10 protein-coding genes are annotated in these 12433 nt (G+C 67.5%); 3 read left to right on the top strand and 7 right to left on the bottom strand.

The window, feature by feature from the left end:
- The 4 genes from ACTHL4_RS08585 to ACTHL4_RS08570 form a co-directional block, all read right to left on the bottom strand.
- On the bottom strand, positions 1 to 2782 hold a 2782-nt coding region (locus ACTHL4_RS08585; RefSeq protein ID WP_440282332.1), incomplete at its 3' end, for an FAD-binding and (Fe-S)-binding domain-containing protein.
- A 102-nt stretch (positions 2783 to 2884) separates the two neighbouring features.
- A complete protein-coding gene (locus tag ACTHL4_RS08580) occupies positions 2885 to 4465 on the bottom strand; it encodes a GMC family oxidoreductase (protein WP_440282331.1) in 1581 nt (526 codons plus the stop codon).
- 3 nt (positions 4466 to 4468) lie between these two features.
- Complete coding sequence (locus tag ACTHL4_RS08575) at positions 4469 to 4966, bottom strand: hypothetical protein (RefSeq protein ID WP_440282330.1); 498 nt, start codon at positions 4964 to 4966, stop codon at positions 4469 to 4471.
- 282 nt (positions 4967 to 5248) lie between these two features.
- Entirely contained in the window at positions 5249 to 6034 is a 786-nt protein-coding gene (locus ACTHL4_RS08570; RefSeq protein WP_440282329.1) for an IclR family transcriptional regulator, read from the bottom strand.
- A 174-nt stretch (positions 6035 to 6208) separates the two neighbouring features.
- Here ACTHL4_RS08570 and ACTHL4_RS08565 point away from each other — a divergent pair, with 174 nt between their 5' ends.
- On the top strand, positions 6209 to 6529 hold the full coding sequence (locus ACTHL4_RS08565; RefSeq protein ID WP_440282328.1) for a putative quinol monooxygenase: 321 nt from the start codon (positions 6209 to 6211) through the stop codon (positions 6527 to 6529).
- 159 nt (positions 6530 to 6688) lie between these two features.
- On the opposite strand, the gene ACTHL4_RS08560 is transcribed toward ACTHL4_RS08565, so the two are convergent.
- A complete protein-coding gene (locus tag ACTHL4_RS08560) occupies positions 6689 to 6988 on the bottom strand; it encodes a GIY-YIG nuclease family protein (protein WP_440282327.1) in 300 nt (99 codons plus the stop codon).
- A 578-nt stretch (positions 6989 to 7566) separates the two neighbouring features.
- On the opposite strand from ACTHL4_RS08560, the gene ACTHL4_RS08555 reads away from it, so the two are divergent.
- Positions 7567 to 7854, top strand: a complete 288-nt coding sequence (locus tag ACTHL4_RS08555; RefSeq protein ID WP_440282326.1) for a DUF3311 domain-containing protein — start codon at positions 7567 to 7569, stop codon at positions 7852 to 7854.
- Positions 7851 to 9560, top strand: a complete 1710-nt coding sequence (mctP, locus tag ACTHL4_RS08550) for a monocarboxylate uptake permease MctP (protein WP_440282325.1) — start codon at positions 7851 to 7853, stop codon at positions 9558 to 9560. The genes ACTHL4_RS08555 and mctP overlap by 4 nt, the downstream gene beginning before the upstream one ends.
- Positions 9561 to 9643: 83 nt before the next feature.
- On the opposite strand, the gene ACTHL4_RS08545 is transcribed toward mctP, so the two are convergent.
- Both ACTHL4_RS08545 and ACTHL4_RS08540 read right to left on the bottom strand, forming a co-directional pair.
- Positions 9644 to 10930, bottom strand: coding sequence for an HD-GYP domain-containing protein (locus ACTHL4_RS08545; RefSeq protein WP_440282324.1), 1287 nt, complete (start codon positions 10928 to 10930; stop codon positions 9644 to 9646).
- On the bottom strand, positions 10927 to 12168 hold the full coding sequence (locus tag ACTHL4_RS08540) for an HD-GYP domain-containing protein (protein WP_440282323.1): 1242 nt from the start codon (positions 12166 to 12168) through the stop codon (positions 10927 to 10929). Before ACTHL4_RS08540 ends, ACTHL4_RS08545 begins: the two co-directional genes overlap by 4 nt.
- Positions 12169 to 12433: the final 265 nt, after the last annotated feature.

Raw genomic sequence — 12433 nt, 5'->3', positions numbered from 1 at the left:
CGGCCAGCACCTCCAGAATGTGCCGATAGGTGCGGCCGGTGGCGCGCGTCATACCGATCTCACACGTGCGGTTGGCCGAGACGTATGCCGTGCCGGCCACGTCGTCGAGCGCCTCGACCTGGGCGGCTTCGGGTGCGGCCGCGGCCGCGGTCAGTCCCGGGTGGAGCATCCCTCGGTCGCCCGCGAAAGCGCAGCAACCCCAGTCGGTCGGCACGACCACGTCGTCGGCCACAGCCTCCGCGAGCTGCACCAGCGACGGCGTCGAACCCAGCACCGTCGTCGCACAGGTCGGGTGCACGACCACTCGCGGAATACGCGTCACCGCAGGAAGTTTCGGCAAGACCACCGAGGCTGCGAAGTCCAGCGCGTCGACGACAGCGATCTCCGGCGTCGAGGGTCTCGATACGGTCTCGGCCTGGGGGGCTCGCCCCACTCGACCGGCGTCGAGCAGTTTGATCAGCCCTTCGGCGCACGAGCTCGCATCCACCACCACCGGCAACCGACCGTTGTCGGTGGCCGCGGCGAGCGCCACCAGAGCACGCTCGCGCATCACCGCATGTCCGCTCCGATGCCCCTTCGACGACCAGGGGGTGCCGCAACAGAGCCCGTCGATCCCGTCCGGGGTGCGCACCGGAACCCCTGCAGCGCGGCACAGTTCGACCAGCGCCGCAGAGGCGCCGGGCCCTTCGGCCGGCCCGAACATCGCCCCGATGCACGCCGGGAAGAGCACTGCTTCCGCAGTGTCATCCGAAACCTGCGGGCGCTTACCGCCACCGCGCGGGAGGCCCTCGTCATACAGCGGCACCCGGTCCGCACCGGCGACCGCACGCGCACCGCGGGTGAGCGCCCTCGGCACCGCAGCCGGTATGGCGGACGCTGCGGTCAGCGCCGCCGCGCCGGCGCGCGTCGCCGTCGACCAGTGCTCGGCGGCGAACGCCCAGGCGCGGTCCTCGACACGTGAGGCGTCTTCGGCCCGCAGCCGACGGATCAGGTCGCCGGTGTCGATGCGTACCGGGCAGGCGGTGCCGCACATGCCGTCGGCCGCGCACGTCTGCACGCCGTCGTAGTCGTAGTCCTCCGACAGTGAGGCGACCAGCGCATCGTCGCCGTCGAGTCGTGCCTGCTCCAACTCCCGGCGCAGCACGATCCGCTGGCGCGGCGTCACGGTGAAATCCCTGGACGGGCAGACGGGTTCGCAATAACCGCACTCGACGCAGCGGTCCACCTCCGACTCCACGGGGGGCGCCGTCTTCAGGTCCTTCAGGTGTGCGCGTGGATCGTCCGTCAGCACGGCTCCCGGGTTGAGCACGCCGCCCGGGTCGGCCAGCCGCTTCACCTCGCGCATGACCTGGAAGAGTTCGCTGCCGTACTGCCGCTCGACGAAGGGCGCCATGATGCGACCGGTGCCGTGCTCAGCCTTGAGGGTGCCGTCGAGGCCGAGCACCAAATCCACCAGATCGGTGGTGAATCGTTCGTAGCGTTGCAGTTTCGCGGTGTCGCCGAACTCCTCCACCAGCAGGAAGTGCAGGTTGCCGTCGCGGGCGTGGCCGAAGACCACCGAGTCGTCATAGGCGTGCTCGGTGAACAGCTCGGACAACTGCGTGCACAGCTCGCCCAGGCGTGGCACCGGGACGGCGACATCCTCCAGCAGCGCATTGGTGCCGGACGGCCGTGCACCCGCCACAGCGCTGAAGAGTCCCTTGCGGGTCGTCCAGAGCGCAGCCCGGGCGGCCGCGTCGGTGGTCATCCGCAGCGGCACCTGCAGCGGCAGATCCGCCAGCTGCGGCTCCGCGGAGCGTCGCAACTGCGCCAAGCCGTCGTCGTCGCCCGCCTGCAGCTCGACGAGCACCGCGGCCTGGGAGCGCAACTGCAGACCGGCGATCTCCGCGGGACACTTCGGGTCCGCCTGCGCGACCCGCAGCGACCGCACGTCGAGCAGCTCACCGGTTGCCGCACCGGCCGCGGCGATCTGGTCGACGCTCGCCGAGGCGGTCACCAGATCCTCGAAGACCAGCAGTCCGGTGGCTGCCTTCGGCAGCACCGGCACCGTGCGGAACACCACCGACGCCACGAATCCGAGCGTCCCCTCGCTGCCGATCAACAAGTGGCTGAGGATCTGCACCGGTTCGTCGTGGTCGAGGAAGGCGTTGACGCCATACCCCATGGTGTTCTTGATCGAGAAGAGCCGCTCGATGATCGCGACGGACTCGGGATTGCCGCGGACCCGGTCACGCAACTGCGAAACGCCTTGGTGCAGCGCAGGTTCGCGTTCGCGCAACAGCTGATCGGCATCGGCGGCGGCGGTGTCGATCACCGTGCCCGAGGGAAGAACGAAGACCATCGACTCGATGGTGCGGTAGGAGTTGAACTCGGTCCCGCACTGCATCCCTGAGGAGTTGTCGGCGACGACTCCGCCAATGGTGCAGGCGATCTCACTGGCCGGGTCCGGGCCGAGCCGGCGCCCGTGCGGGGCGAGCCGGGCGTTCACCGCACGCACGGTGATACCCGGCTGCACCCGGACGCGGGCACCGGCGTCGAGCACTTCGACGCCCCGGAAACCGGTGCGGGTGTCGACCAGGACGTGATCGGTCACCCCCTGCCCCGAAAGGGACGTGCCTCCGCTGCGGAACGTCATCGGCACACCGAGCCGGGTGCAGGCTCGCATCACCTCCGCGACCTGCGCGGCATCCCGCGGCACCGCCACCGCGGAGGGCACGAGCAGGTAGTGCGATGCATCGTGCGCCCGAGCGCGCAGGTCGAGGGGCCGGTCGAGCACATCCACGCCAGAGCCAAGCTCCACGCGGAGCCGATCAGCCGTCATCGCAACCGTGTTGATCTCGATACACCTCTCCCGCTCCACCAGCCCAGCACTCGATCAGCAATCCTAGAGTTCACCCTTCGCCAATTGATCGGCGATGTACTCCGCCTGTCGGATGGCCAACGCGACGATGGTCAGTGTCGGGTTGGCGGCGGCACCGGTGGTCATCTGCGACCCGTCGGAGACGAAGAGCCCGGGCACGTCGTGCGCCTGGCCGTGTGCGTCGACCACGCCGTCCTCGGGGCGCGCACTCATCCGGCAGGTGCCGAGGTTGTGTGTCGAGGGGTATGGCGGCGTGTGGTGCGTGCTCTCCGCGCCGACCGCCTCGTAGACCAGATCCGCTCGGGAATAACCGTGTTCGCGCATCGCGACGTCGTTCGCGTGGTCGTCGTAGTGCACGTCGGGGACCGGCAGCCCCCACTGGTCCTGCTCCGCGGTGTTGAGCGTGATCCGGTTGGTCTCCTGCGGCATGTCCTCACCGACGATCCACAATCCGGCGGTGTTCAGGTAGGCGTCCATCAACGCGGTGAAGTCGCTGCCCCACGCACCCGGCTCCACGAACGCACCCATGAAGGCCGGGCCGAGCGCGATCGTCTCCAGGTAGTAGCCGCCGGCGAACCCGCGTGCCGTGTCCAACCGCGCCTCGTCGGCGATGATGCCGGCCATCGTCTCGCCGCGATACATACGCACCGGCTTGTCGAACGTTGCATACACCGAGCCGGTGGTATGCCGCATGTAGTTGCGACCCACTTGACCGGACGAGTTCGCCAGGCCGTTGGGGTGCAGCGACGAAGCGCTCATCAGCAGCAGCCGCGGGGTCTCGATCGAGTTCCCCGCAACGCACACGACTTTCGCGCGCTGTCGGTGCAGGTTGCCGTCCTTGTCGAGATAGAGCACGGCATCCGCACGACCGGACGGGTCGTGCGTGATCTGCACGGCGTGCGCCTGGGTGCGCAGGTCCAGCTTGCTGGTGGCCAGAGCACGCGGGATTTCCCGGACAGCCGTCGACCACTTCGAGGCGTTCTTGTCGCCCTGGAAGTTGAAGCCGTCCTGGATCGAGGCGGGCCTGCCGTCATACGGCTCGGCGTTGGTGCCGTAGGGGCCGGTGGCATAGAACTTGTAGCCCACCTTCTCGGCGCCACCGGCGAAGACCTTGTAGTTGTTGTTGGCCGGCAGCGGCGGCCGGCCGTGGCGATGGGTCGAGCCGATCGCCTTCTCCGCGGCGTCGTAGTAGGGGGCCAGGTCGGCGAGCGTGATCGGCCAGTCCAGCAGGTTGGCGCCCTGCACACCGCCGTAGTAGCTCTTGACCTTGAACTCGTAGTCCTTGAACCGCGGCGTGGCTCCCGACCAGTGCGTCGTCGTGCCACCGACGGCCTTGACGATCCACGCGGGCAGATTGGGGAAGTCACGCGCGACCCGCCACGACCCCGACGTGGTGCGCTTGTCGAGCCAGGCCATCTGGTTGAAGGCGGCCCACTCGTCGTTCTCGTAGTCCTCGGGTTTGAGGTAGGTGCCTGCCTCCAGCACGACACACGGTATGCCGCGCGCGGTGAGCTCGTGGGCCAGCGTGCCACCGCCGGCACCGGAGCCGATGATGACGACCGCCTCGTCGTCGTGCGAGATCTGGAAACTATTGTCGTTACTCATCGCTCATGCCTCCTTCAGCTGGTCCTGGTCGGCCACTTCGACCAACTGCTCCGGTCCGCCGTACTCCTCGATGCGGGGATCAGGCAGCCAGTCGAGGTCGTCGAAACCGCGGTGCAGGTAGCCGCCCTTGGAGAAGGACTCGCCCTCGTAGCCGAGTGCGTCCCAGACCTCGTGATCGTCATACAGGATCGGGACGGCGACGCCCCGGATGAAGACGAAGAATTCGGCATCGGCGATGTCGGTGAGCAGCCTGCTCGCGGCCACGTCGTCGAGCTCGCGGAAGGCACCCCCGGCCGCGCCGTCGAGCGTGCGCAACCCGCGACTCAGCAGCGTGCGGTGCCAGACGGATTCGCCGACCTGCTCCAGAATCTTGTCGGCCGTGCGTTCGTAGGGGCCGTCCGGGAACTGTGCGTGCGGGTATGCCGTGCGCAGCAGCTTCACCAGGTTGGCGCGGTCGTCCGCGCCGAGGGTCGCTTCGTCGATGCCCGACTGCGTTGCCATCGCTACCTCCTGCAGGTGACTGTGATGCAGCTCACCGTAGGTAGCGGAGCCGGCCGTGCACAGGCTCGTTCTCGCAACGCGATAAGAAGCCCCAGCCGAACCCGACGCGCTGGTCGAGTAGCGCACGCAACGCGCGCGCTGGTCGAGTGGCCACGCAACTCGTGCGCTGGTCGAGTGCTCACGCAACTCGTGCGCTGGTCGAGTGGCCACGCAACTCGCGCGCTGGTCGAGTGCCGGAGGAGCGCAGCGGGGGAGGTGTATCGAGACCACCGCGCTCCGGACTCAGCCCGTGTGACCGGAGCGGTAGTAGCGACTCACCGCCGACGCCGTACACCGCAGCTCGCGTTCGACCAGGTCCCGCCGCTGGGCGAAGCGCTCCTTGGGCGCCGACACCGCCACCGACCCGACGATGCTGCCGGAGGCACTGCGCACAGCAGCGGCACAACAGGTCGCGCCGGGCTGGAATTCTTCGATCTCCCAGGCAATTCCGCGATCGGCGACGATCGCGAGCTGGTCGGCGAGTTCGGGGCGGGTGGTCAACGTGCCCGGCCCGAATCGTGGCATCGGCTCCGGGTCGAGATGACGCTCGCGCTGCTCGTCGTCCATGTCCGCGAGCAGGATCTTGCCCAGCGCCGTCGCGTGCGCTGCTTCATGGAATCCGAAGTCGATGGGCTTGAGCCGTGGTGCAGCCGGGGAGTCGACCGTCTGCACGACCACGATCTGCGAACCGCGGTGGATGGCGAAATAGGCCGCCGCTCCCATGCGTTGATGCAGCGCGACGATCTCGGTGCGGACTGCGCGCGGCACCCCGATCTGCTGGTGAAGGCTGAGGGCGAGCTGGTGCAGCTTGTAGCCCAGCTCGAAGCGCTTCTCCTCGCGGATGTGCACCAGGTATTCGGAGTCCAGCAGTTCGCGTACCAGCCGGTAGACCGTCGGCAGCGGAAGGTCGATCGCGTCGGAGATCTCCTTGGCGCTGGCGCCGCCGCGCGCGGCCACCAGTTCGAGGATCTGCAGCGTCCGTCGCACCGACCCGCCGCGGGTCGGGACGGCGTCGTCCACCAGGGTCATCCTTCGACTGTACGACGACATACGACGTTCACGGCCGGGTCCGGCAGGATCGGCTGGCGGTTGTCACCCCGTGAGAAACGGCCTCCCCGCCGCTCTCCGTCCCGTGCCAGAGTGAGGGCGGAGCGTCCCGGCGACGCCCGCATGCACTGCACCCGAGCCGTCAAGGAGAGCGACATGATCTTCATCTGCGTGAAGTGGAAGGTGAAGCCCGAGTATGCCGACCAGTGGATCGAGTTGACCAAGACGTTCACCGATGCGACGCGCGCTGAGCCGGGCAACCTGTTCTTCGACTGGTCCCGCAGCGTCGATGACCCGCACGAGTACGTGCTGATCGAGGCGTTCCGGGACGACGCCGCGGAGGCACACGTGACCTCCGAGCACTTCAAGGCCGCGCAGCGCGATCTGCCGCAGTACGTGCAGGAGACACCCCGTGTCCGCAACGTGCAGATGGAAGGCGACCACTGGGACGAGCTCGGCGAGTTCAAGATCGACTGAACCAGCGCCGCATGTGGCCAGAGGCACACGGTCGCGTAGTGGCGACCCCACGCTGGTCGAGTAGCGGCGAGGCGCCAGCCGAGACGCGTATCGAAACCACACCCCGGTCTCGATACACCTCCCCCGCTACGCTCCCCCGGCACTCGACCAGCCAACTGTTCACCCGTCCGGCGCCCGCCGCCATACTCGCTTCTTGGCCAATTCGGGCAAGAGATCGAAGCGCCCGGTGATCAGCGCTTCGCGCTTGGCACGGCTCCAGTTCTGGACCTGCTTCTCCAGCTCGTAGGCGGTGCGCACCGAGTCGCTCTCCTGCGCCCACACAAGTTCGATCGGCAACCGCCGACGGGTGTACGCCGCTCCCTCACCGACCGAGTGCTGCGCGAGCCGTCGCTCGAGGTCGAGCGTGCTGCCGACGTAGTAGCTGCCGTCGCCACAGCGCAATATGTATGTCCAAGGCATACGACAGCATGTGCCGCCGGATTCGATCGGCGGGCTGTTGAGAACGCTGCCTGTGGACAACTCGAAGTCGCTCGGTCTCGATACACCTCCCCCGCTACGCTCCTCCGGCACTCGACCAGCGCACTCCCCCAACACTCGACCAGCGAACGCACACCCCACCCCACGCCGGTCGAGTAGGCCGAGCCCCAAGGCGAGGCCGTATCGAGACCACCCACCAAGGACGCTCGGTCTCGATACACCTCCCCCGCTACGCTCCTCCGGCACTCGACCAGCGCGCTCCTCCGGCACTCGACCAGCGCGCTCCACCGGCACTCGACCAACGCACTCCACCGGCACTCGAGCAGCGCGCTCCTCCGGCACTCGACCAGCGCGCTCCTCAGGGCACGCCGCACGGGGCTCCTCCGGCACTCGACCAGCGCACTCCCGCGGGATTCGACCGGCGCGGTCGTGCCTTCGGAGGGGCCTTTCGCACGTGCAGAAGGTGTTCGGGGAACGGGTCTGGTGAATCCCACCCGCAACACCGGTCACGGCGGTAGCGTTTTCCGGTTAGCAACGTCACCCCGAGAGGTTGCACCCGGATGGCTCTTCACAAATACCCCGACAAGGCTCCGCCTGCAGACCGTCGCCTGCAGGTCGTGGCGGGCATTGTCCTGCTGCTGCCGATGATCGCGCTCGTGCCGGTCGGCTGGTACGCACGGACCACGCCCAAGCTCGGCGCGTTCCCCTTCTTCATCTGGTATCAGATGGCGCTCGTCTTCTTCTGCGTGCTGTGCACGTCGGTCGCCTACGTGCTGGTCAAGAAGGCGCGGCCGCCCGTGCCCTTCCAGCCGGCCGACGGCCCGATCACCGAGGACGGTGAAGCATGACGAATCTCCTTCCCACTGCGGCAAGTCCGTCGCACCCGGGCGGTGGCCTGAACGTCTCGGCGACCGTCGTCCTGATCCTGCTCTTCCTGCTCGTCACGGTCATGGGCTTCATGGCCGCGCGATGGAAGAAGGGCAAGGACCTGGAGTCTCTGGACGAGTGGGGCCTCGGCGGCCGCAGCTTCGGCACCTGGATCACCTGGTTCCTGCTGGGCGGCGACCTCTACACGGCATACACGTTCGTGGCCGTCCCGGCCGCGATGTTCGGAGCAGGGGCGGTCAGCGGCTTCTTCGCCGTGCCCTACACGATCGTGCTCTACCCGATCATCTTCTTCTTCATGTCGCGGATGTGGTCGGTCAGCCACCGGCACGGCTACGTCACCGCCGGTGACTTCGTGCGTGGTCGCTACGGCTCACGCGAGCTGTCCCTGGCCATCTCGATCACCGGTTTCGTCGCAACGTTGCCCTACATTGCGTTGCAACTGGTGGGAATTCAGGCCGTCCTGGAAGTCGCCGGCGTCGGCGGCAAGGGCAACTGGTTCGCCAATGACGCGCCGTTGTTCGTCGCGTTCGTCGTCCTGGCGGCATACACCTACACCAGCGGGCTGCGCGCACCGGCGATCATCGCGTTCGTCAAGGACATCCTGATCTACCTGGTCATCATCGTCGCGGTGATCTACCTGCCGACGAAGGTCGGTGGCTGGAGCCACATCTTCGACGCGGTGCACGCCAAGGCCGAATCCCCCGCGGGTCAGGCGGCGAAGTTCTCCGACACGGTCGGCCCGAAGGCTCAGTGGGCTTACGTCACACTGGCGTTCGGCTCCGCCATGGCCTTGTTCATGTACCCGCACTCCATCACCGCAGTGTTGTCCTCCAAGAGCCGGGACACGATCCGCAAAAACGCCTCGATGCTGCCGGCATACTCCTTCGTGCTCGCCCTGCTGGCGCTGCTCGGCTGGGTGGCCATCGCCGCCGGCACCAAACCGATCGGCCTCAACGGCAAGCCGAACCCGCAACTGGTCGTGCCGCAACTCTTCGAGGACCAGTTCCCGAGCTGGTTCGCGGGAGTCGCCTTCGCAGCCATCGCGATCGGCGCCCTGGTGCCTGCGGCGATCATGTCGATCGCGGCGGCCAACACCTTCACCCGCAACATCTACAAGGAGTGGATCCGCCCGAACGCCACGGTGAAGGAGGAGGCCAAGGTCTCCAAACTCACCTCGCTCGTGGTCAAGGTCTTCGCGCTGGTCTTCGTGCTGGCGATGGACAAGCAGAATGCCATCAACCTGCAGTTGCTCGGTGGCATCTGGATCCTGCAGACCTTCCCCGCGATCGTGATCGGCCTCTACACCCGCTGGATGCACCGTTACGCGTTGCTGGCCGGCTGGGCGGTCGCGATGGTCTACGGCACGTGGCGCGCGTATGACGTCGCCAGCCCCGCCACGAAGCACTTCGGCGGATCGCTGTCCAACATCCCCGTCATCGGCGAACTCGGCTACATTGCGTTCACCGCCGTCATCATCAACGTGATCGTCGCCGTCGTGCTCACCTTCGTCCTGCGGGCGCTGAAGGTGCCGGCAGGCCGGGACGAGACCGCTGTCGCCGACTACTTCGTGGAGGCCGACGACCCGCGGATCGACCACGGCTACGACCCCACGGACCTGGGCACCGGAGAGGCCCCGACCGGCCGGCACGCCGCCGACCCGGCCTGACCGCTCCACGAGAGCGCGGGCGGATCACCTTGATCCGCCCGCGTTTTCGTATGTGCTGCTTCCACAGCGAAGGGTATGGCGCCTCAGTGCGTGCGACCATGCTGCGGCGCGGTCACCTTGGTCAACAGATCGAGCACCATCGGGTCGTATTCATAGCCGATGCCCAGCGTCAACCGCTCGATCGCGGCGTCCCGGAGCATGATGTCGCCGCCGGTGAGGTCCTCGAAGGCGTTGCACACCTTGATGATTCGCCCGCTCATCGGGACGGTTTCGCCGTGTTCCTGGACCTCCCGGAACTGCACGACCTGCGCCTCGATGATGTCGGCGACACCGTCGAGCACCTCAGTGCGGCGCACGATCCGCGCACCCTCGTCGGCGATGCCGCGCTGATCGGCCGGCGCGACGTCGATGGTGGCGCCGCCCGGGATGGGCGCTGCCAACGACACCTGCCCGATGTCGTGCAGCCGTGCAGCGTCCTCGAGCTCGTCCAGCTCACGATCGTTCATGTGCAGTTCGGTGCCGATGCGCCGAGCCCACGCGGCGACCCGCGCCGAGTGACCCTCCGGCGTGTAGCCGGCGATATCGGTCAGCTGCGCCAGCGCCGCGATCGTCTGCCGGCGGGTGTCGATCACCGACGCCTGCTGTTGCAGCGCGAAACGTAACAACACCAACGGTGCCGACATCAGCGGTATGGCGAGCACGCCCAACGCGGACATGCCCAGCGCGATCGCGATCGACGTCGAGACAACGGCCGCATTGAGCGAGGACTGGATCGTCACCACCTCGGACAACTCGGCCCGGAAGCTGCGCCCGCCCCGGTGCAGATAGACCGAGGTGAGGAGCAACACGATGCCCGCGACGATGCCGGCCACGGCCATCGCGGCGGCGGACCGCCACCGGTGATGGCCCCAGGCGCCATACATGTCGAGAGCGGAGACCCCGTTGAAGAAGGTCAGGTCCCGGTAGAGCAGGGATGCCACGATGATCGCGATGAGCGGCCCGATGCGCTCCTTCGGTGTCGGCCGTATGCCGAAAAGCCGCCAGCTGAGCAGTCCCCCGGCGACCCGCCCGACGATCGCCGTGCCGACCACAGCCCAGGTCGAGTCCGGGACCCGGCCGGAGCCGGCGAACGGTTGCGGCCCGGACAACGCCAGACTCAGTGCGATCGCCGTCGCCACCGGGGTGGCGACGCGTCCCCCGAGCAATGACAGGTGCAGTTGCGAAGCGCACGCGATGGCGACGGCGAAACACGTCAGCACCAGCACGTGTGCACCGGAGATGAGCCGCTCCTGCAGCACCGCCGCGCCGAGGCACAACACCGTCAGGACCACCGACCAGACGACGATCTGCGCGGTCCGCGCACGTCTCACGGTTGCACCTTGTCGCCGGCAAGCAGATCGGACACCTCGGGCAGATCATGGTCGATCCACCGGTCATCGATCACGGTGTCGGCGATCACCTCGGCCTGCGGACCGCGATCGAGCGCTGCGAGGTCCGCGGCGATGGATGCGACCTTGTCCATGGCGTCCACGCACTCGGGGTCGAACTGCACGCCGGCGCGGTCGCGCAGCAGCTCCATCGTCCGCTCGGCACCGACTCGCGGCACCAGCGCACAGAACGCGTCCGACACCGCGAGCACTCGCGCCAGTTGCGGGATCTGCGGGCCGGCGAGCCCGTCCGGATAGCCTCTGCCGTCCCACCGCTCGTGGTGGTGCCGAATGGCGGTGATCGAATCGCCGAGGAATTCGATGGACCGCAGCATGTCGACCCCGCGGGACGGGTGACGGCGGATCCGCTCCAGGTTGTCGGCGCGAATGTCGTCATTGTCGCGGTGCCGGCCCTCGACGGGCGCCACCATGCCGACGTCGTGCAGCAACGCGGCGAAGTGCAGCGCGTCGGCATCCGCAGGCGACAGGCGAAGCTCGTTGCCGAGCAACTCGCTGACCTGCGCAACACGCTCGATACGGCCGCTCATGATCGGATCCCGCGCCTCACCGGCCGCGACCAAGCTCGCGACGGTGCGTTCGTGGGCGACCGACTCGGCGTGTTGCTGGGCATACGACCATTGGGCGAAGACGAGCGGGACGAACATCACCAGCACAGTGGCCGGTCCCAGTCCGACCGGATCCCACAGGACCGCGAAGAGAAAACCCACCACGCCGTAACCGAGGTAGGTGCGGCCGACCTGACGCGTGATTCGACGCCAGGTGACTAACATCGGTGCGCCGCCGTTGACGGCGATCATTACGCTCACGCACCCGGTGTTGACCAAGAGCATGACCACTGTCGCGATGGCAAGCGGAATGCCTTGTCGGCCGAGGATGAGAAGCGGCTCCAGCTGCGCATCGTGCAGCACCACACCGTCGAGACCCAGGTAGGTGAGTCCACCGATTGCACCAACCAGGCCGGTCATCGACACGTTGAAGACGCGCACCGCGAACGGCCTCTTCTGGCCTGGATCGACGGCCGAAATGCAGCCGACGATCGCGGCACCCAGCGGACCGGTCAGCGGAATCGCTGCACCCAGCAAGATGGAAGTCAGCGAGACGCTGGCGCTCGAGGTCGCCAGCCGCGTGAGAGATTGTGCGGCAGATGCGAGCAGCGACAAGACCGCGAGGATGATCACCGCAGACAGCGATAGGTTCCGCACCGACGGCGTCAGCGCGGAACCTATGGCTGCGGCTATGAAAGTGAGCGCGATGCCCAGAATCGCTCGCCACGTACGTGTCATCTTGATGCAGCCGGCCGTGGGACGGGGCGGCTACGGCGTTCGATCCGTGGCTCGGAAGCCCGCCTGTCTTAGTTGGTCGGGTCCCACCGAACCGTCTGTGCGGAGCGAGAATTACCGCTCGCCATTGCCGTAAGCATCGCCA

This window comes from Flexivirga sp. (assembly GCF_051955415.1).
GTDB lineage: Bacteria > Actinomycetota > Actinomycetes > Actinomycetales > Dermatophilaceae > Flexivirga.
Note: the sequence above shows the minus strand (reverse complement) of the source record. Positions and strands in the feature narration are given on the sequence as shown.

Coding starts and splice junctions, on each gene's coding strand:
- ACTHL4_RS08580 (WP_440282331.1), bottom strand. CDS start 4,465: ATGAGTAACGACAATAGTTTCCAGATCTCGCACGACGACGAGGCGGTC.
- ACTHL4_RS08575 (WP_440282330.1), bottom strand. CDS start 4,966: ATGGCAACGCAGTCGGGCATCGACGAAGCGACCCTCGGCGCGGACGAC.
- ACTHL4_RS08570 (WP_440282329.1), bottom strand. CDS start 6,034: ATGACCCTGGTGGACGACGCCGTCCCGACCCGCGGCGGGTCGGTGCGA.
- ACTHL4_RS08565 (WP_440282328.1), top strand. CDS start 6,209: ATGATCTTCATCTGCGTGAAGTGGAAGGTGAAGCCCGAGTATGCCGAC.
- ACTHL4_RS08560 (WP_440282327.1), bottom strand. CDS start 6,988: ATGCCTTGGACATACATATTGCGCTGTGGCGACGGCAGCTACTACGTC.
- ACTHL4_RS08555 (WP_440282326.1), top strand. CDS start 7,567: ATGGCTCTTCACAAATACCCCGACAAGGCTCCGCCTGCAGACCGTCGC.
- mctP (WP_440282325.1), top strand. CDS start 7,851: ATGACGAATCTCCTTCCCACTGCGGCAAGTCCGTCGCACCCGGGCGGT.